Genomic DNA, 18,439 nt, shown 5'->3' on the forward strand with positions numbered 1-18,439 from the left:
CCCCAGACGAGGATGCGATGATGCAAGCTGCGTACGGAATGGTCGACGGGAGCCCCTCGCGATGACGAGCGGGCCGATTGCAGGAACCATCGGTGCCGAGGCGGCCGCAACGCTGATGACGCCCTTGACCGAGCTCGTCGTCGAGGCCGCGCACGCGATCCTGGCGGTGAACCGCCGCGCGATGGCCGTCTCGGACAAATCCGACGGCTCGCCGGTCACCGAGGCGGATCTTGCCGCCGACCGCGTCATTGCCGAGGGGCTGGCGCGGCTGGCGCCGGACATCCCGGCGCTGTCCGAGGAGCGGGTCGCGTCCTGCTCCGCGCCGTTCAAGGGCAGCTTCTTCCTGATCGATCCGCTCGACGGCACCAAGGAGTTCGTCGCCGGCCGCGGCGAGTTTACCGTCAACCTGGCGCTGGTCAGCGACGCGAGCCCCCTGCTCGGCATCGTCTGCGCGCCCGCGATCGGCCTGATCTGGCGCGGCCTGGTCGGCCGCGGCGCCGAGCGGCTGTCGTTCACGGAGGCCGGCTTGAGCGAGGCAGTGCCGATCCACACCCGCCCGATGCCGGAGCCGGGCGCGCCATGGGTCGCCGCCGTCAGCCGGTCGCATGGCGATGCCCGCAGCGAGGCCTTCATTTCGTCGCGGCCTGGCGCGGAGCGGCTGGCGCTCGGCTCGGCGGTGAAGTTCGGCCGCCTGGCCGAGGGCCTCGCCGACATCTATCCGCGGCTCGGCCCGACCTCCGAATGGGACGTGGCGGCGGGCCACGCCGTGGTGGTCGCCGCCGGCGGAACGGTGACCAGCGAGGCCGGCGTGCCGCTGCGCTACGGCGAGCGCGGCGACAGCTTCATCGTGCCGTCCTTCATCGCCTGGGGCGACCCTGCGGCCGTGAGACCGGTGTGAGACCGGCCGGGTCTCATTGCGGCAGATCTTCCTGCAGCGCCGGCCAGCGGGCCTCGGCCTTCGCCAGGTAACGGGCCGGATCCGCCTTGAAGGCATCCCGGCTGTCCTCCCGGTTGAACAGGAACAGCCGGTCCTCGACCACGGCAAAGAATCGCGGGTTGCCGGCCACGGTGACGCCGCGCGCGACGTCGGTCGGGTCATAGCCGCCGAATTGGGGACCATAGACCTCCGGATGAGCCAGGAAGGAGGCGCGATTGCCCTCGTTGCGGAACCGCCAGACCACCCCGCCCTGCGACGCCTCGTAATCGGGAAGGCCCAGCAGCGCCTTGCCGTCGACGAAGTACGACACGGGATCAAAACCGTCGATCGCGAGCCCGCTGAAGCGGTCGGAAATGATTCGCTGGGTGGTGGCGGCGCGCAAGGCGACCGGCGGCATCAGCAGCGCGGCGAGCGCGATGGCGGCAATTACGCGGCAAAACAGCGGCTTTGACCAGCTCCAGTTCCGTTGTTGCCGTTGTGCGGTCATAGTTGGTGCCGATAACATGGGAGTCGCAGGGGCTATCGCCCCTCGTCCGACCATCGCCGGATGTGGTTGGCGTCTGGTTAAAGGCGCGGGTCGGGCTGCCGATAGCAGGGGATTTCCACCGATGAGTTTCGCAATCCGCCTCGCCGCCACGACGCTTGCGGCCGTGCTGGCCCTGACCGCGTCGGTCGCCGCGCAGCAGGCGCCCCCGCCTGCGCCGCCTCCCCAGGCGGCGCCGCCCTATCAAGGGGCGCCGCCCTATCAGCAGCCCGCGCCGCCGCCGCAGCGGGCCCCGGCTCCGGACAGCTTCAACCCGGATGAGCTGGTCAATGCCGGCCACCGCTTCTTCGGCAACGTCTCGCGCGGGCTCGCCTCGGTGATCGAGCGCGCGGTCAGCCAATGGGGCCTGCCGAACGGCTACATCCTCGGCGAGGAAGGCGCCGGCGCGTTCGTCGCCGGGCTGCGTTACGGCGAGGGCACGCTCTACACCAAGAACGCCGGCGATCTCCGCGTCTACTGGCAGGGCCCTTCGCTCGGCTTCGACTGGGGCGGCGACGGCGCCCGCACCATGACGCTGGTCTATAATCTGCCGGCCACCAGCGCGATCTATCAGCGCTTCGTCGGCATCGACGGCTCGGCCTACATCGTCGGCGGCTTCGGCATGACCGCGCTGACCGCCAACAACATCGTGCTGGTGCCGATCCGCTCCGGCATCGGCCTGCGGCTCGGCGCCAATGTCGGCTATCTCAAGTTCACCCCGAGCGCGACCTGGAACCCGTTCTGATACGGGCTGAGACCGCTAACTGGTACCGTTGAGACACGCTCTCCCGTGACGGATCAAGGTTAACACGGCATTGGGCTGGCGTTGAATCAGCCCGCCGTGCATTGTCATTCCGTTAATCATTCCGGACCGGGAGTTGTGCGTCATGGTCGAGCCGATCATGTATTTTGCGATCGGTTTTCTGATCGCCATGCTCTGTGCCCTCATGATCGTGCCGCTGGTGCACAATCGTGCGGTGCGGCTGACGACACGCCGGCTCGAGGCGGCCACGCCGCTGTCGATGGCCGAGATCCAGGCCGACAAGGACCAGCTGCGCGCCGAGTTCGCGATGTCGGCGCGGCGGCTGGAGATGAGCGTCGACGCGCTGAAGAACAAGGCCACCGGCCAGCTCGCCGATCTCGGCAAGAAGACCGACGCCATCAACCGCATGAAGATCGAGCTCGGCGAGAAGAACGCCGCGATCTTCGCGCTGGAAGCGCGCGAGAAGGCGCTGAAGGACCAGCTGCGCGCGACGGAAGAAGAGTTCGCCGCCAAGACCGAGGCGCTGCGCGCCGCCGAGCAGGCGTTGAAGGAGAAGCAGGCCGAGCTGGTCCGCCTCACCGCCGAGCTCAACGATAAATCCCTCCTCGCCGACAGCCGCCAGGTCGAACTCGTCACGGTGAAGACCCAGGTCGAGGAGCTGCGCAGCCGCGTCTCCGACGCCGAGAAGGAATTCTCCGCGACCCAGGCCCGCCTGGCGCTGGAGCGCGACGAATCCGACACCGCGACCAAGGCGCTCAACGACGCCCGCGCCCGGGTCGAAAATCTCAGCCAGCGCGTGACCGAGCTCGACCGCCAGCTGATCGTCCAGGTCAAGGAAGCCGAGATGCTGGCCTCTCGCGTGGCCGATCTCGAAGGCCGGCTGTCGACCCAGGGCAAGCTGCTCGCTGAGCGCGACTTCGAGAACAACCAGCTGCGCGAGGCCAATGCGGCTGCCGACCGCGCCCTCAAGGAGCTGCGCGAGGAGCTCGCTGGCATGGGCAGCGGCAAGTCCGCCGCCTTCGACCGACTGAAGTCGGAAAAGGCCGCGCTCGAAGAGCAGCTGCAGGCCGCCCGCGACGAGCGCACCAAGCTGCAGCGCGAGATGAACGCGATCCAGCAGCAGGCCGAGAGCACCTGGGCCCAGGAGCGCATGGAGAACGCGCTGCTGCGCGAGCGCATCAACGACATCGCCGCCGAGGTTGCCAAGCTCGCGATGCAGATCGAGGGCCCGAACTCGACCATCGAGGCCATGCTGGCCGCCGAGCCCGCCGCCAAGCCGGCGAATGCCAATGGCGCTCCCGCCGCCCCGGCGGCTGCCGGCGGCGCGCCCCAGGGCGGCACCCTGGCCGACCGCATCCGCGCCCTGCAGTCGCATGCGTCGCGGGCGCGGCAGATCGGGGCTTGAGACGGCCGGCCTCGCGCCCTGCCTGCTCCTTGGAGCCCTCCTTCGGGCCTCCAGGAAGGGGCGCCGAACGGCTGATTTTGGTCCAATCGGGAACGGCGCGGTCACTGCCGCGCAGTTTTCCGCACTAACCGCGCCGCAAATCCTTGACACCCCCCGCCCGCGCTTCGTAAATCGCGGGCTCCGACGGACTGCTTCGGCAGCTGCCTTCACGGCCTCTCGGCCGGCAGCCACCAGGATCCGGGCGCATAGCTCAGCGGGAGAGCGTTCCCTTCACACGGGAGAGGTCCAAGGTTCGATCCCTTGTGCGCCCACCATTTAAGTCTCGGACATATCTAAAGAATTTCGCACAAGTCTGGGATGCCAGAAAGCGTTTTTGTGTCTCTGAGGGTAGATCAAAGTAAGAACATCCGTGCATATCCGTGCATGAGCCGTGCACGTCGTTCCGTCGCTGTTCACGGTGCGAAACTAACAAAAAAGCCCCGCTAAGCGGGGCCAGCATCTGCCTTCACTCTCTTCTTCCATCCGACCGGGGGCGGGAGCGCATCATGCGCCTGAGCCAAGGTCTCAAGCCACGCCGCGACGCTCGCTGGGATGTCGGCTTGATCGGACGCCCACCGCCGCACAAGCCGATCGTCGCATTCCAGAATGGCGGCAAGGCCCCGCTGCGTCCATCGCAGCGAGGCCAGACACTCGGATAGGCGTGCTCCGTTCATGGCCCCATCAGTTTCGTGAAAGCCGCGCCAGCACCGAAGAGAGCGGCACCGGCGGTCATCGCCGACAAGACGAGCTGCCAGGGCGCGAGGTTGGTGTCGCGAGTAATCTTTCGGGTCTCGGCGGAAAGCTTGTGCTGCTCGGCCGCGAACTTGCGGGTCTCTTCCTGAGCGCGTTCAATGCGGGCGATCTGCTCTTGCTGATCCATGGTGATAGTCTCGGTCATTCGGGGTTGCCCTCTCAATCGGCCGGGGATTATCCGCTCAGCCATGTCCGCAATATGCGGACATGCCCGTCCGCTGTCAAGACCGGAATCGTGTCGGGCATGAAGGTTTGTTTGCGTTGCTATGGTGCTCGATGGGTCTGCGAGGCTCACCCCGAACGGCCCTGGGGAAGCACCAATAGAGCTTGCCATTGCGGGGCGGCGGGAGACCCCTGCCCTCTGTGCAACAACGTCGATGAAGACGCAGTGCCCGAGATGCCCGACGACTTCCGCGTGAAGGCCAAGCGCGATGGGTGGGATCGTTGATCGAGCTTCCCCCGGCCGTTGCCCGAGCCTTCGTCGAGGCCATGAGAGCCTATTTCGCTGAGGCCGATCCGGCGAAGCGTGGGCAAATCGCCGTCTTGCAGATGCACGCCTTGCGGAATCACTGGAGCGGCAAGCTGCGCCTTCACGATGTCGAGGCGATGTTCATAGAGATGCGCGAGCACCTTCACCCTGCCGATCAGCCGAACAGCCAGGCACCAAAGCGCCAAAGGCCCCAGGCGGCGAGGAAGGCCGCAGCCACCAAAGCGTCGCGCTCGAAGCGCCGCTCGTAAGGCGACCTCACGGAACGTCACCCGAGCGCCCTCCACCGATGCTATGTGGCCTATTCAAGAAGAAGTCGCGATTTCCAGTTGCAGCTTCTGCGTACTGGTCGATTGAGACGATGATCGCCTGAACGTGTTGGTAGCACCAGCCTTCAAGCGTCGCCAGACGACGAGCCTCTGCAAGAGCCTTCAGGAACGCCGGGACGTTTTTGTTCTCGAAGTCAGAATAATACGGGATCGTAGAGTTTACCACGAACGACCTCCCAGAACTTTGCTGGCAGATGGTCGAGGTTGGAGAGCCTTTAGCCTGTCGCGCTGCTCGCAAAGCAAGTCCACGCGATCGAGCAGGCGTTGAAGATCAGCTTCTGTAACGGCTGTTGGCCTTCCGGCCTTCTGAAGCGCTAGGAGGTCTCGGCGCAGCCTAGCCACGTTCTTGCGCGCACGCTCGATCTCCAAGCGAATTTGGCCGAGGTCCGGCATCGTCTCACCCCAGTTCGAAGGAAGTGGGAGACAGTAGAACAAAAACAGAACAAAGAGTCCAGCGGGGTTTGCCGCTTCTTCGTTAACCGGGCCGGTCTCCGAAAACGCTGCTGCACTATGTTTGATGGCCAATGCGCTTTGCTTGGCGCCTGTTGACAGCATGGGTTCCCGGAGACCGAAGGCTAGGCGTGGACAGGCCAGCGGTATTTACATCTTCCCTCTTGTGCTCCAAGGCAGTTTCGGTTGCGTGCCCCCATCGGCACTGTGATTACCGTAGCCTCAAGGAGCTTTCTTACATGCCCATTCGAGTAACCCTTAGTGTCGTCGTCCTAGCCGCCGGGATCGCAGCCGCAAACGCCGCGACCGAGATCGGGCACGCCGGGCACGTCAAGGAAGTCGATGCCCTCGCCTGCCCGACCACCGACATCGTTTGGAAATACCTGAGCTTGGGCCAGGACGACCCGAGGCGGGCACTCCTCTACGCAGTATCGAAGGGCTGCTCGCTCATCGACAAAGGCACCGAGGTCTTTGTCGAGGATGTCTCAGCAACCGGGCTTGCCTGCGTCCGCCCGAAAGGCAAGGTCAATTGCGTTTGGGTGAGCAAGACGCAGGTTACAACGGACTAACTATGTGCGCTCGAACGCAGCCCAGGCGATAAGCGCAGCCGTGGCAATCATCGCATAGACGATCAGCTCCGCGTTGCTCATAGCAGGCGGTCCACAAACGCCCTGAGCAGGCCGGTGTTGTTCGCGATCACTAGCGCGCCAATCAGCGCCAAGACGCAAACGACACCGGCCATAGCGTAGCTCCTCAGAAGGCTGAGAATGTCAAAAGCCATCAGTGGAGTGCTCCATAGTCCGGGCACTCATATACGGGCGACACAACGCCGTGCTCGACGCATGTGTCATAGATCCGCTTCGCGATCGGGCAGTGCCCCTCACGACCCGGCTTGAACTTATTGCATGTGAAGCAAAGACAATGCTCCCTGTGCCGTCCCTTTAAATCGGACCGCACATAGACAACCTGCCCATGATGGACGTACCGCTCGATGATCATGCTGCCATCTCCTTTGGCATTGCGCTGGCGACGCGCGGGAATGCGGCGGGTGTTTCGAGCTTGATCTCGCACCGCTCGCGCACACCCCAAGTCTCGTGAATCAAGAAGAGCCACTGCTGCGGCGGTTCGAGCGCAGCGCGCAGGCCGTTGCCGTATTCGCTGTAACCGGGGAAGGCCCCGTTGGCGAACACGTTGCCGGGGTTGCCTGAGTGGTGATAGTGCCCGTGCATAATGATATCCGGCCGCCGCCCGGCGCGCGCCTGCTGCGCCTCGACCTTCTTCGTACCGCGCACGATGGGAAGCATCGGCCCGGCGAAACCCTGCCCGCCCCCGGTCCCCATCTTGTCACCGTGAGTTAGGAAGACCGTGTAGCCCAGCACAGGGATGACCGCGTCGGGAGCCACCGTGATCTGGAAAGTAACGCGGGCGTCGCCCGCAAAGGCGTCTGCCACCATCTGAGCAATGAGCGTGTCATAGCTCAGCTTCGAATACAGCTTCGCGGTCGGCTTAAAGGTGGTGCGCGCGTGGTTGCCGGGCACCGAGGTCACATGGATGCGCCGGTACACCTTGAGCAGAAGCTTGATGCCCGCGACAATGATCTTCACCACCATGCGAACCTGCTCGTGCGAGGTCAGCGCATTCGTGATCCGCAGCTCTTCGTGAATGTCGCCCGAGACCAGATCGCCGCCCAGGTTGAGGAGCAGCCCTTCGAGCTTGGTGTCCGACGCCCAGCGCGGCCCTATCTCGCATGCCGCCTGAAAGAAGCGCTTCGCGCGACGCTCGGCGATGGCCGGGTTGAAGGCGTTGAGCCCGAGGATTTCGTCGGAATCGACCACCTCGCCCATGTGCAGATCGGTGAAGAGCATAGACATCACGGAGCGGGCGCGCTTCGCCGCGCTCGCCTTCAAGAGCCATTCCGGCGGTAGGGCGCGGAGCTGCCTGATGCCGCCCACCTCTTCGAGCAGCTTCTCAATGTGCGCCAATTCCTTCTCGGCCGCGTTGTAGCGCGTCCGCCAATAGGAGCTATCGTGCACCTCGCGCCGTGTCGGCGGCGTGTTGTCGTTGGCCGGGGCCACGTAAAGGCTCCAGTTCGGCAGGAAGTTCTTCTCGCCGCTTTCGGCGAGAGCGGACTGAGCACGAACCCAATCGGTGAGCGCATTGCGGTTGAGCTTCAACCGACGCCCCGCTTCGAGCACCGCAGAGCCCTTGCCGCGCACCTTCGAGCGCCACGGCTCGAAGCCTTCACGCAGGCAAGTCTCAATCGCGGCCTTCTTATTCTTGTCGGTAATCACTTAGTCTTCCCGGTTTGCGTCAACAGAAACTGATCGAAGCGAGCGCCGATGCGATCCAGCGCGCCGACCAGCCGCTCTTCGATCCGATCGATCAGTTGGACAGTTGCGTATTCCTGCGCGACCTTCTCGCGGAACTGCGCAAGGTCGCGCTCGGTCGCGGCGGCAAGCCGCTGTGCTTCAGCGGCTGCCGCCTTCGCCTCATTGGCAATGGCCTGCCCCGCCTTCGCCGACGCCTCGTTCTTTGCGTGCGACACCGCGTTGCGGATCAGAAGCGCGACGACCGCTCCGAAGCCGGTGCCAAGAATGCCAATGAGCCATTCAGGGATCGTGATCATTTGGCTATGGCCGATGCTTTGAGGCGCACGTCGCGCACGTTTGAGCGGGAGACACGAAGCCGATGATTGGCCTCGATCCTGGCGGCCCGCTCCAGGCGCCACGCCACGCGAGCGTCGTCGCCGGGCTTGATCTTTGGAGCGGGCACTTCGTCGAGCACGAGCGTCGACTCGTGCGGCATGGTGAAGCTTGGAGAGGGCCTAACGCTTGCCGTCGTCTGGCAAGCTGCCAGGGAAGTCGCTAGGAGTGAGCACGCAAGAAGCGTTAGGGCGCGCCTTGAGGCGTTGGGAATAGTCATCGATTTCGTCCTGAGCTTCCTTGGCGCGGAGCGCCGCTTCATCACGCTGCTTCTGCGCCACTTCGGCGGCTTCGATCGCGAGACGCAGATCGAAGTCCTTCGCGGCGATCACCTCATCTTTCCTTGCGACATCGGCCCGCAGCGCCTTCGCCTCTGCCCGATCGTCGGCGGTCCGAAAGCCGAGAAGGAACGCGAACAGGAAGACGAAGGTATACACGGCGAGCTTCGCCGGGATGACGTACTGTTGCAGGGCCGACAGCTTTGAGAGCACCGGGAAGTGACCGACCAGCATGGCGATCACGATGAGCCCGGCGAACAGCAACAGAACGGCATCCGACGTTGCGATCTGCCACAGCAGATCGCCGAAGCCGAGCTTGTCAGCCATCGACTGAGCGAGCTTAGCCATCATCGCGGTCGATCCAGAACCACACGCCCAGGCCAACGATGATCACGCCCCCCAGCGCCACGATCACCTTCCAGTCGGTGAGCAGGCCCGTAAAGGACGACAGCGAGAGGCCGGTGAACAGGCCGGTTCCCGCCGTGAGCTTGCTCTTGATGAACGCCTTCAGCTTGCCGGGCTTGGTCGCGCTCTCGTCGTGTACGTCGCACTGCGGTTCGAGGTGGACGTGCTCCTCACCGGACTCGTCGCTGTCCTGCCGCTCGCCGCCCTCCGGCGTCTCCATGAGGCCGACCGGCTTGTAGGGCAGCGCAGACGCCCGCAACTGATCGAGAGGGTACAGCGGATTGGTATCGATCTTCCGGCCGGGTGAGATCATCCAATGCGTGATGATGTCCTCGATCTTGAACTCTTGCGCGAGCGCGAAGCACAGATCGGTGACGGCCGCGATCTGCTCTGGGCTGTAGTGCAGCCAATAGCCCGCACCGTGAGCCGCCGTCTTCGCGTACTCGACCTTCAGTGACGGATTCTTGTTGGTGTCGATTGTGCAGATGTCGTTCTTGTAGACGCCGTCCGACACCTTCTGAAGCTTGCCAGGGTTGTCGATCTCGATCCCGATCGCGTAGCTGTTCATGAACTTCAGCCCCTTCCATTGGGACTGACCGGCGTGCCACGCGACGACGTTGAACGGGACGAGCTGGGTGATCTTGCCCTCGCGGCTCACGACGACATGCGCCGAGACCTTGGCCGCCGGGTTGGTCAGCCACGAAATGTCGCCGTCGTCTTTGAGACCGGATGCCGTGTCATGGATCACAATGAAACGCGGCTTCAGCGCGCCGCCGTGGTTCGGGCTTTTCACGAACGGGAACGGAACCCCGTCACGATAGCCGAGCCCCTTCTTGATACTGATCGACATGATGCTCTCCAGTTGTTGTGAGCATCATGGCTATTCGCCGCGTAGTTGGCGGGACCGTTTGGGTAGCCTTACTCCCCGCCCCCGCCGCCTCCCCATGTGTTGCCTTCGCCGTCGCCAGCCGTCTCGCATGAGATGCGCGTCTTTAGGCCCGAGCTATTCAGCGAGTGCGTGACGGACTTGATGGTGTAGCTGCCGTCGCAGTCAGGATCGAAGCCGACCGCCGTGAGGCCAGCACCGGCGAACATCTCGGTCCGGCCGGGGAAGCTGGCCGCGAAGACCTTCTCGCCGCGAGCGAGAGCGCCCTTCGTCGCCTTCGCCTGGGCTTCCGCTTCTTCCTTGGTCTTGAAGAGCTTGCGCACGCGATGCTTCGGCCCGTTGCGGCCGCCACTCCCGCCGCCTGCCCCGCTCGCTTTGACCCACTCACGCTCGCCCTTCTTGATGTTGTGCCACGCCGCCTCGACCGACTCGTAATCGCCGCGCGTTGAGCCCGTGCAGTCCCAATCCGTTTGCCCGGTCTCGGTCAGCATGAAGGTCGGGGCCGCGCCGCCGCTCGGAAGTTGCCCGGAGCCTGCCTTGTTGAAGATGACCGTGTCGTTCGCCAGCTTGAAGTTCCCGCCGACGCGGCCCGCGAGGCGTGTGAGGAAGTTGAGATCGGACTCGTTGGACTGGTCAAGATGGCCTGGTTTGATGCTGCCCAGCTCGCCGGCCACGATCGCACGCAGGCCGTTGCGCCCGGCGATGTACTGCACGATCTCTTCGATGCTCTTCTCGTGATAGGAGCGCGACTTCGGAGCCTTGATCTCCGTGGTCAGACCGGCGGCCTTGGCCGAAACGGTCATGATCTTCGGCCGCCCCTTCTTCGTCCACGAGTCGATCTGATACGAGCCCATGAAGTTGATGCCGCTCTCGACGAAGCCGAGCCATACTTGCAGCTTCGAGCCTTTGCCCGGCGATGGAATATACTCGCGGTTGTCAAGCTCCAGCTCGCACGAATCGGACTTCTTGCCCTCGTTGTCCTGAATCGTGAGGGAGAGCAGCGGGCCGCCGCCGTTGCCGATTGCTGGGATGAGACCGCCAGGAATGCCCACACCGCCACCGAGCAGCGGCATTCCGAAGGGGGCCGGAATTAGGTTGGCCGTAATGTCCCTGCCGTCGAGGACGACGCGTGCAGCAGGCGTCACGACCAAATCCTCGCGGCTGCCGAGACCTTCTTCGGGGCGTAGGCCGGGATGACGATTGTGAGGCCCTGGGGCAGCCGCGTCCCCGCTGCGGCAAGGCCCTGGTTGGCGCGAAGGATCGCTTCGGTCGCGCCGTGCGTGACGCCGAACCGGCTCCAGGCGATCATGTCAACCGTGTCGCCTTCGATCGTGGTGTACGTCTCGGCCATCAGGCGTAGGCCCCCAGCTCGACGGTGAACTCGATCTTGCGCGGCGCGCCGTCCGACATGAAGGTCTCCATGCTCTCCTTGACCTTCTCGATGCAGTAGAAGCCGAGATAGCGGCCAAAGCCGGTGATCAGCGGGAGCGGCTGCCCGAGACCGGCTTGCGCGCGCATCATGTCCATCTGCCGCAGACCTCCGCGATAGTGCGGGAAGATCACGCCATCGACCGTGATCGTGTCCTCGCCGGGTCCGACGTATTGCTTGGCCGGGGCCATGCCAATGCGATCCGTGGCAGGCCACCGCCACTCAGAGGACCGCTCGAACTTCTGATAGGCGGCGGTTGAGACCGAGAAGCGAAACGCGCCAAGCGCGAGCATCACCGAACTTTGCATGATCAATCACTCAAGAGGCCGCGTTGCTCGGACTCAAGCCGGGCGAAGGCGGCATAGACGGCTTCTTCAGCGGCCCGGCGGACTTCAGCCGGATCGCCTCCCTTGACGGTGATGTTGACCTCCGCGCGCTGGGACCGGGAGACCATTCCGCCCGCACCCGCCGCTGAAGACGACGCGGCAACCGCAGCCGCGCCGCTCGCGTTGAGGCGGCGCAGCGTTGCGTTCGTCTCGATCCGGCCGCTCGCGCCGGGCACGAACAGCTCGGGGCCACGTTCGCCGACAAGATACGGCTTGCCGTAACTGACCGGGCCGCCCAGGGCGCGAGCGCCAGCAACAGGGTTCGCCGGATTGCCAGAGTTGAGCCAAGACTTCGTGCTCGGCCCGCTATTGAAGATGTTCTTGATGGCCCCGCCGAGGGCCGACATCTTGTCGATCGCCGTTCCGATCCAGCCGACCAGCGTCTCGATGGCCGAGATCACCTTCTTGACACCTTCGGCCGCCACGCCCCCGACCGTCTCGCCCCAGGTCCGCCACTTCGCCCCGCTCTCGTCGATGGGACCAAGCAGCTTCCCGAACCAATCCACGACGCTGCCGAGGCCGTCAGCGAGCTTCTTGACGCCCTCCCCAGCCGGACCCAGGCCCTTCATGAAGCCCTCACCGAAGCCCGCAAAGAACGATTTGAGGCCATCCCAATTGTTGTAGACCCACACCCCGAGCGCGGTCAGGGCCGCCACCAAAGCGGTGATGATCAGGCCGACCGGATTGGCAACCAGGCCCCACATGGCAAGACCGATCGCGCGGAGCGCCGTGACGGGAAACATCAAGATCGCCTTGCCCAGGGCCATCAGGCCGCCGCCCGCGACGGACAGCCCGGCAAGCGCGATCGTTGACCAACGCAACATCGACATCGCGGCAAGGGCGACGCGAGTGCGGGCCGCGAACGCGAGCATGATGGCACCGCCGCGAACAAGGCCGCCCGAGAGCAAAGCGATAGCACCCACCAACATGCGCGAGGACGCAAGGGCCAGCATCATGGTTGCACTCAGGCCGCGCATTGCGAACAGGGCCACGCGGCCAACTGCACCCAGGACATAGAGCAGCGGTCCGGCGGCGGCAGCCGCAGCGGAGAGATACAGGCCCGTCTTGAGCAGGCCGGGGGATGACGCGGCCATGCCCTTCATCAGGTTTTCGAGCCACTTCATGCCGTTGAGGATGTCCGGCATGACCAAATCGGTTAGCGTGTTCCGAAGCCCCTTGTAGGCAGCGTCGAGTTCAAGGATCGACTTCTCCAGACCCTGGTAGCGAACCCCCCACGTCTTCGCGGAGTAGCCTTTGACGTTGTCTGAAATGTCCTTGAGGATTTCGTCAAGGTTCTGCGATAGCAGCGCCAACATACGGACCGACTGGCGGCCTTCGAAGATGTTGGCGAGATCGCCTTGGGTCGCCCCCTTCGATTTCAGATCCTTTGCAAGCTTCAGAAGATCGATTTCGGACCCTGCCGTGGTGAACGTGTCATCCACCGCCTCCATGATCGCGCTCATGTCCTGCGCGCTCTTGGTGCCGAGCTTCGCAACGACGGCACCATAGATCGCCTTGCGCTGCTTCTCGGGCGAGCCCTTGTTCGCGTTGAGCACCTTGTCGAGTACCTTGGGGTCGATGTCATAGCCCGACGCCGCCAGACCGGCGCTCACATTCGCGCCGGTGCGGTTGCCCTGATTCACGTAGTCCGAATATTGAAGCCCGAGCTTCGCCATCGTGGCGCGCCCGGCTTTGGTGGGCTTGACCATGCGGACGTAAGCCGAGCGCAGCGCGACGCCCGATTCCGAGTTGAGGATGCCAGCCTTTGCCATGGCGATGATCATGGCGTTGGTCTGCTCGACCGAGTTGCCAGCCGCTGCGGCGGCAGCGCCGACGTACCGGAACGACTGCGCCATGTCCTTCGTGCTCGCGCTGGTCTTCAGCGCGCCATACACCAAGTTGTCCACGATGCGCTGTGTGCTCGCCGCCGCGTCCTCCGTGGACTTCATTCCGAGCTTGTATTGCGTGGCGAGCTTCGTGACGTAGCCACCCAGCTCCGCGCCGCTCATGTCTTCGGCCGTGGTCGCGCCCTGCAAGACGGTCTCGATCGCACCTTTGGCGGCATCAACGCTGAAGCCCGCCTTCAGAAGCTCGTTGAAGGTTTTCATGATCTCGGTCGCGTCGCCGTACTTCGCGGCAATGGCGTCGGCGTAGGCCACGATCTCTTTGCGCGCCTTCGTGCGCTGCTCGGGCGTCATCCCGTCGAGGCCAATGGCTTCGAGCGTGTTACCCGCCTTTGCGCGCTCGTTGGCAGCTTTGATCGCCTCGACGCCCAAGAGCCCGGCGGGAACCGTGACGCCAAAGGTCGCATTGCGCCCGGTCCGCTGGACCTTGGACATCAGCTTCGACGTCTCTGCAATGTGCTTGTTGACGGCCAAGAACGGCGCGTTCATGCGCGCGCCCATGGTAGCGAGCGAAGCACCCAGGCCGTTAATCTGGGCCTTCGCAGCGCTAACAGCGGCGTTGAGGCTCGGACTGACCTTGCCACCGATATTGACGAATACCGAGAAGCCGGTCGCCATTTACTTCGCCTTCATCGCCTTGTTAATGTCGGCTTGAAGCTCAGTTGCTGCTTCAAGCCATTCATAGAAGTCGTCGAGGAACATCTCTTCGACCTCGCTGATCGTGACGCCGCCTTTGGTCAGCCGAACAAGCGTCAATATCGCCTTGCGGAGATCGCTTAGCTCGACTGACCCCCACGAAAAGCATCGAGCTGATCGCCCAGCTTCTTCGCGTCATATTCGTCGAGTTCGTCGATCACGTTCGGCGCGACGCCGCACAGATCGGCCAAGAGCAGCACGCCACGGTCCGCATCGTGGCCCTTGAACTTGGCGGCCTTCTTCGAGTCCTTGGTCTTCGGCCGACGCATGGTCAGGCTCGCATACTTCACGCCGTCCACCTCGATCGGAAAGTCGAGAGTGATCGAGGCTTCCGCCCGCATATCGGGCTGCTTCTCTTCGTCGCTCACTGCATAATTCTCCCGTTGATAGTTCGAAGAGACTAGCCCGTGCGCTCGCGCGTAGAGGGGCTAGTCTCGCCGCCTTACATGCCCATCGCTGCCCGGATCGAGGCGAGTTGATCCACGCCGTTGACGATGCGGATCATGTTGTCCACGTCGATCTCAATGGCGACGGTGTCGCCGATCTGGACCTTGACGTAGCGAAGCGTCATCTCGGCTTCGTTCTGCGTCATGTCACCGGCTTTCCAGCTCCCAAGGGTGTTGCCCTTGAAGCCGCCGTGCAGATCGACCACCATCGCGACGGCGGCCTCGCCGTCACGCTGAAGAGCGCCACGGAGCTGCACGCGCGCGGCATTGCCGTCCATGTTGCCGAACAGCCCGAGAATCTGCGTGTTGTACTCGCCGAAGGTGAACTTGGCGGTCATGACCTCCAAGCCCATGTCGAGTTCGACAGGGGCGTCCATGCCGCCCCCGCGATACTCCTCCGTCTTCACTTGGAAGTCGGGCAGCTCGACTTCGGCAACGCGACCGGCCCAGCCGGTCCCGTTGACGAAGGTGTTGAAGTTGCGAAGTACGCGCGGGATCATCTCTTTTCCCCGTTATGCGAAGAGGTTGCGGATGTAGTCGGAGACGAGATGCGACCGGAAGGTCACGCGCTCGGCCGGATACGGCGGGGTGAAGTCATAGGAGAAGGTGACATGACCATCGGTGATGTCGGCCTCCGTGTTGAACTCCGGATCGACCCAGCAGTCGCCGCCAAGGATCGCGCCCTTGGTTTTCAACTGCCGCATGTACGCCTTCACGGACGCGACCACGTCGTCGAGATAGTTCTTGGTGATCGAGCGATCGACCGCCCAGCGGTGAGCCTTCGCGATCGAGATGTCGATCATGTCGGCCGTCCGCGACACGGACAGGAAGGCGAACTTCAGGTCAGCCGAGCAGGTACGGTTGCCCCACAGATACCAGCCGTCGTCGCGGATGAACGTCGCGATCTGGTTTTCGTTGAGGATGTTCGCGCGGCTGTTCTTGTCGCCATAGGCGTAGTCGATCGGCCGCGAGATGCCGCCGATGCCGTAGACTTCCTTGTTTGACGGCGACTCCCAAAAGCCCGAGTTGTTGTCCACGCGAGAGATCAGACCGGCGACGCGCGGCGACGCGGGCTCCAGGGCATAGGTGTTCGACTTCACCGACCACCCCGACACCTTGGGATCGACGATGAACACGCGACGGGTGCCGTGGTCGTTGCGATAGGCGAAGGCGGCCGAGTCAGTGGTCGCCGGACCATCTGCGATGATGTGCGCCTTCATGCCGTCCGCGAGCTGCTTCAGCTCGCCGACCACCGGGTTCGCCGAAGCGCCGGTCTGGATCGTGATCGCCGCGCCGGTGCCGTCGCCGGTGATCGTCGCGGTGATCGGCGACACGATGCCATAGCCCAGCGACTTGAAGTCGAGGCCGGTCACCTTGCCGTTGGTCAGGATCACGGTCGCGGAAGGAAGCACCGCGCCCACGCCGCCGCCGGTGAAGACGACTTCCGCGTGGGTGTAGCCGTTGCCCTGGGACATGACGGTGTGACCGCTCACGCCGATCGGGCGCTGATGGGTGAAGCCCGGCGCGATGAAGATCATCGGCGCAACGCCACACTCGGCCTCCGCAGCGCGCAGGACGTGAACGCCGGTGAATGCGCCAGTGTCGGCATCCACGCCGCCGATCACCTTCGAAAGCTGCTCGTTCTCGTGCTCCGCCTCCGCAACGCGGATCACGACGATCAGAGCGCCGCCCTGATCGTAAATTGCGTCGATCGCTTGCGGCAGGGTGCCGGTCGTGCCGATCATCGCAGCGGCCTGCCGACGATTGACGAGAACCGGAAAGTCGAGCGGGAACGCGACTTCGTTCGCTCCGGGGGCGGTGCCGATCAATCCGATGACGGACGAGCGGACGGTCTGGATCGGCCGGGGGCCGGAGTCAACGACGACAGTCTCGACGCCGTGCAGAAAGTCGGTAAGGGACATATGTGTGCTCTCAATCCTCGAAGCATTGGGATTGAGAGCACCGTAGGAAGCGCCCGCTTAGTTGTCGGGACCGTTCCAGTAGCCTTTCAGACGAGTGCAGCGGCGCGAATTAGTATCGCGTCAACGTCGGCTTCGCTCAGGCTCATGGCAGCGATGATGATCTGCGCGAGCGGGTCCGCACGCTTGATCTCAATCGCCAAATCCCATTCTTCCTGCACGCCCGCGTTGGAAGCCATCAGCGCCTTCGCCTCGTTCCAACGCCCGATTTCACCAAGCGCGCGTTTGAGCCCGAGCTTGCTGGCAGACGCAGGAACGAAGACCGGCGCAGGCGCGGCGGGCGGTGCCGAGAGCGTGTGACCGTCCCAGGTCCAATCCGCGGAAGCGTCCTCGTTTTGAACGGCGATGACTCCTTCAGAAAAGCCCGGCGGCGGATTGCTTGGCGGCTCATCGTATTCGATGACGGTAAGGACCGATTTTGTCGCGGTGTCGATGATTGCAAAGCGAGACATTAGCCGTAGTACTCCTCAATGATGATGCAGCCGTTTCCGCCCGTACCGCCTGCATAGCCGTTCGATCCGGGGCTGCCCCCGCCCCCGCCAACACCGATCGCGTAGCTCGTGGCTGTTGGGTTCACGATCCACTTCTCGGCATAGCCTCCAGCACCGCCCCCACCGCCACTGAAGCCACCACTGACGTAGCCGCCACCACCGCTGCCGCCTGCGCCAGCGCAGTTAGGCGAAGTGCCGCCAGCGTTCGGCCATGCACCCGCCGCGCCGTCGCCGAACACCGAAGCCGCAGCCCGTTGACTGAAGGGGTTTCCCACCGCACCGGCACCGGCTCCGTTCGATGCCGGACCGTTTGCTCCCGAGATATTGATGTCGCCGCCCGATGCGCTGCCACCACTGACCAAGCCGCCTCCGCTGCCCCCACCACCGGCGCCCCCGGTACAGGTAATCGAGCCGAAGGTCGTGGTTCCGCCAGCACCGCCAGCACCGCCGTTGCCAGAGGAGTTCGCGCTCCCCCCACCGCCACCACCAGCGCCTTGGACGCGCACCCTCCAAGCAACCGCTCCGGCCGAGGGGGAGAACGTGCCCGAGCCACTCGACAGTATGGTGACGGTCATCTTCCGGCCGAGGGCCAAGATGTTGTTCCGGGCGTTTTGCGCCTGCGCTGCACTGAGCCCCTGCGCTGCGTCGTAACGCACAAGGTTTGTGATCAGCGACCCGTCCGCCGCCGGATATTTCGCGTTTGCATCGAACTGCACGATCTTGTTCGCGCCAGTCCCAACTGAGCTGGTAGCAACCTTGCCCGCCAAAGCAGTCGCGACCGACGAACTCAGATTGTTGATGTTGGTCTGAAGAGTGGTGTCCGCGTTCTCAGCTGCCGTCTTGTTCGAGTTCACCGTCCCCTGGAGTGTAGCTAGCGCGTCCGACACGACGCTCACCGCCGCCGAGATCATTGCCGCGACCCTGGCAACGACCGGCACCCGGTTCGTGGCCGTGCCAGCACTCGCTTCCGCCGCCGTTGCGAGGCGGACACTGCCGAAGATCGTCTCGGACGCAACGACGTTCCGCTCTTCAAGCTCAGTCACGTCGTCGCTGATCATCGCAATCGCGTTGCGGATGCGGGTTGCATCGTCGCGCGCGATGTTGTCGGGGTTCGGCAGCGGGTAGCCCCGCTGCGTGGTCTCGTCAGTCAT

23 protein-coding genes and 1 tRNA gene are annotated in these 18,439 nt (G+C 64.0%); 5 read left to right on the forward strand and 19 right to left on the reverse strand.

Annotated features, from left to right (window positions below):
- Nucleotides 1–61 precede the first annotated feature (61 nt).
- Complete coding sequence (gene cysQ, locus QX108_RS15660) at nucleotides 62–898, forward strand: 3'(2'),5'-bisphosphate nucleotidase CysQ (protein WP_315725036.1); 837 nt, start codon at nucleotides 62–64, stop codon at nucleotides 896–898.
- 13 nt (nucleotides 899–911) lie between these two features.
- Here the strand turns inward: cysQ and QX108_RS15665 are convergent, their stop codons facing one another.
- Nucleotides 912–1,424: a YHS domain-containing (seleno)protein gene (locus tag QX108_RS15665; RefSeq protein ID WP_315725034.1), complete on the reverse strand. Its 513-nt coding sequence runs from the start codon at nucleotides 1,422–1,424 to the stop codon at nucleotides 912–914.
- A 121-nt stretch (nucleotides 1,425–1,545) separates the two neighbouring features.
- Between QX108_RS15665 and QX108_RS15670 the strand changes: the two genes are divergently transcribed.
- The 3 genes from QX108_RS15670 to QX108_RS15680 all read left to right on the forward strand — a co-directional run bounded on the left by QX108_RS15670 (nucleotide 1,546) and on the right by QX108_RS15680 (nucleotide 3,942).
- Nucleotides 1,546–2,205: a DUF1134 domain-containing protein gene (locus QX108_RS15670; RefSeq protein ID WP_315725032.1), complete on the forward strand. Its 660-nt coding sequence runs from the start codon at nucleotides 1,546–1,548 to the stop codon at nucleotides 2,203–2,205.
- Nucleotides 2,206–2,347: 142 nt separating this feature from the next.
- Entirely contained in the window at nucleotides 2,348–3,628 is a 1,281-nt protein-coding gene (locus QX108_RS15675) for a hypothetical protein (RefSeq protein ID WP_315786860.1), read from the forward strand.
- A 239-nt stretch (nucleotides 3,629–3,867) separates the two neighbouring features.
- Nucleotides 3,868–3,942: transfer RNA gene (locus tag QX108_RS15680), tRNA-Val, on the forward strand.
- Between the two features lie 395 nt (nucleotides 3,943–4,337).
- Here QX108_RS15680 and QX108_RS15685 read toward each other — a convergent pair.
- From QX108_RS15685 to QX108_RS15695, 3 genes are all read right to left on the reverse strand, one after another.
- Complete coding sequence (locus tag QX108_RS15685) at nucleotides 4,338–4,565, reverse strand: hypothetical protein (RefSeq protein ID WP_315786863.1); 228 nt, start codon at nucleotides 4,563–4,565, stop codon at nucleotides 4,338–4,340.
- A gap of 146 nt (nucleotides 4,566–4,711) precedes the next feature.
- Nucleotides 4,712–5,056, reverse strand: a complete 345-nt coding sequence (locus QX108_RS15690; RefSeq protein ID WP_315786866.1) for a hypothetical protein — start codon at nucleotides 5,054–5,056, stop codon at nucleotides 4,712–4,714.
- A gap of 109 nt (nucleotides 5,057–5,165) precedes the next feature.
- Nucleotides 5,166–5,387, reverse strand: a complete 222-nt coding sequence (locus tag QX108_RS15695; RefSeq protein WP_409998524.1) for a hypothetical protein — start codon at nucleotides 5,385–5,387, stop codon at nucleotides 5,166–5,168.
- A gap of 538 nt (nucleotides 5,388–5,925) precedes the next feature.
- Between QX108_RS15695 and QX108_RS15700 the strand changes: the two genes are divergently transcribed.
- Nucleotides 5,926–6,255: a hypothetical protein gene (locus QX108_RS15700; RefSeq protein WP_315786872.1), complete on the forward strand. Its 330-nt coding sequence runs from the start codon at nucleotides 5,926–5,928 to the stop codon at nucleotides 6,253–6,255.
- A 426-nt stretch (nucleotides 6,256–6,681) separates the two neighbouring features.
- Here QX108_RS15700 and QX108_RS15705 read toward each other — a convergent pair whose 3' ends face one another.
- The 15 genes from QX108_RS15705 to QX108_RS15775 form a co-directional block, all read right to left on the reverse strand.
- The gene (locus tag QX108_RS15705) at nucleotides 6,682–7,977 is read right to left on the reverse strand and encodes a hypothetical protein (protein WP_315786875.1); all 1,296 of its coding nucleotides are present in this window, start codon (nucleotides 7,975–7,977) and stop codon (nucleotides 6,682–6,684) included.
- The gene (locus QX108_RS15710; RefSeq protein WP_315786878.1) at nucleotides 7,974–8,312 is read right to left on the reverse strand and encodes a hypothetical protein; all 339 of its coding nucleotides are present in this window, start codon (nucleotides 8,310–8,312) and stop codon (nucleotides 7,974–7,976) included. Before QX108_RS15710 ends, QX108_RS15705 begins: the two co-directional genes overlap by 4 nt.
- On the reverse strand, nucleotides 8,309–8,491 hold the full coding sequence (locus tag QX108_RS15715) for a hypothetical protein (RefSeq protein WP_315741070.1): 183 nt from the start codon (nucleotides 8,489–8,491) through the stop codon (nucleotides 8,309–8,311). The genes QX108_RS15710 and QX108_RS15715 overlap by 4 nt, the downstream gene beginning before the upstream one ends.
- A gap of 19 nt (nucleotides 8,492–8,510) precedes the next feature.
- Nucleotides 8,511–9,017, reverse strand: a complete 507-nt coding sequence (locus tag QX108_RS15720) for a hypothetical protein (protein WP_315786882.1) — start codon at nucleotides 9,015–9,017, stop codon at nucleotides 8,511–8,513.
- Nucleotides 9,007–9,921 carry an N-acetylmuramoyl-L-alanine amidase gene (locus tag QX108_RS15725; protein ID WP_315786885.1) on the reverse strand — a complete coding sequence of 305 codons (915 nt, stop codon included), beginning with the start codon at nucleotides 9,919–9,921 and terminating at the stop codon, nucleotides 9,007–9,009. The genes QX108_RS15720 and QX108_RS15725 overlap by 11 nt, the downstream gene beginning before the upstream one ends.
- A 68-nt stretch (nucleotides 9,922–9,989) precedes the next feature.
- Nucleotides 9,990–11,102: a phage late control D family protein gene (locus QX108_RS15730; RefSeq protein WP_315786888.1), complete on the reverse strand. Its 1,113-nt coding sequence runs from the start codon at nucleotides 11,100–11,102 to the stop codon at nucleotides 9,990–9,992.
- A complete protein-coding gene (locus QX108_RS15735; RefSeq protein WP_315741065.1) occupies nucleotides 11,099–11,308 on the reverse strand; it encodes a tail protein X in 210 nt (69 codons plus the stop codon). Before QX108_RS15735 ends, QX108_RS15730 begins: the two co-directional genes overlap by 4 nt.
- Nucleotides 11,308–11,694 (reverse strand): phage tail protein, encoded by a 387-nt coding sequence (locus QX108_RS15740; protein ID WP_315741064.1) that lies wholly within the window; start codon nucleotides 11,692–11,694, stop codon nucleotides 11,308–11,310. Before QX108_RS15740 ends, QX108_RS15735 begins: the two co-directional genes overlap by 1 nt.
- A gap of 2 nt (nucleotides 11,695–11,696) precedes the next feature.
- Nucleotides 11,697–14,294 carry a phage tail tape measure protein gene (locus QX108_RS15745; protein ID WP_315786892.1) on the reverse strand — a complete coding sequence of 866 codons (2,598 nt, stop codon included), beginning with the start codon at nucleotides 14,292–14,294 and terminating at the stop codon, nucleotides 11,697–11,699.
- Nucleotides 14,295–14,432 (reverse strand): hypothetical protein, encoded by a 138-nt coding sequence (locus tag QX108_RS15750; protein WP_315741062.1) that lies wholly within the window; start codon nucleotides 14,430–14,432, stop codon nucleotides 14,295–14,297.
- A 20-nt stretch (nucleotides 14,433–14,452) separates the two neighbouring features.
- Nucleotides 14,453–14,740, reverse strand: coding sequence for a phage tail assembly protein (locus tag QX108_RS15755; protein ID WP_315786895.1), 288 nt, complete (start codon nucleotides 14,738–14,740; stop codon nucleotides 14,453–14,455).
- A gap of 74 nt (nucleotides 14,741–14,814) precedes the next feature.
- Entirely contained in the window at nucleotides 14,815–15,318 is a 504-nt protein-coding gene (locus tag QX108_RS15760) for a phage major tail tube protein (protein ID WP_315741060.1), read from the reverse strand.
- Nucleotides 15,319–15,330: 12 nt separating this feature from the next.
- Nucleotides 15,331–16,740 (reverse strand): phage tail sheath C-terminal domain-containing protein, encoded by a 1,410-nt coding sequence (locus QX108_RS15765; protein ID WP_315786898.1) that lies wholly within the window; start codon nucleotides 16,738–16,740, stop codon nucleotides 15,331–15,333.
- 86 nt (nucleotides 16,741–16,826) lie between these two features.
- Nucleotides 16,827–17,249: a hypothetical protein gene (locus QX108_RS15770; RefSeq protein ID WP_315786901.1), complete on the reverse strand. Its 423-nt coding sequence runs from the start codon at nucleotides 17,247–17,249 to the stop codon at nucleotides 16,827–16,829.
- Complete coding sequence (locus tag QX108_RS15775; protein WP_315786904.1) at nucleotides 17,249–18,439, reverse strand: hypothetical protein; 1,191 nt, start codon at nucleotides 18,437–18,439, stop codon at nucleotides 17,249–17,251. The genes QX108_RS15770 and QX108_RS15775 overlap by 1 nt, the downstream gene beginning before the upstream one ends.

Source organism: Bradyrhizobium sp. SZCCHNR1002 (assembly GCF_032381435.1).
In the GTDB taxonomy this organism is placed as follows: Bacteria; Pseudomonadota; Alphaproteobacteria; order Rhizobiales; family Xanthobacteraceae; genus Bradyrhizobium; species Bradyrhizobium aeschynomenes.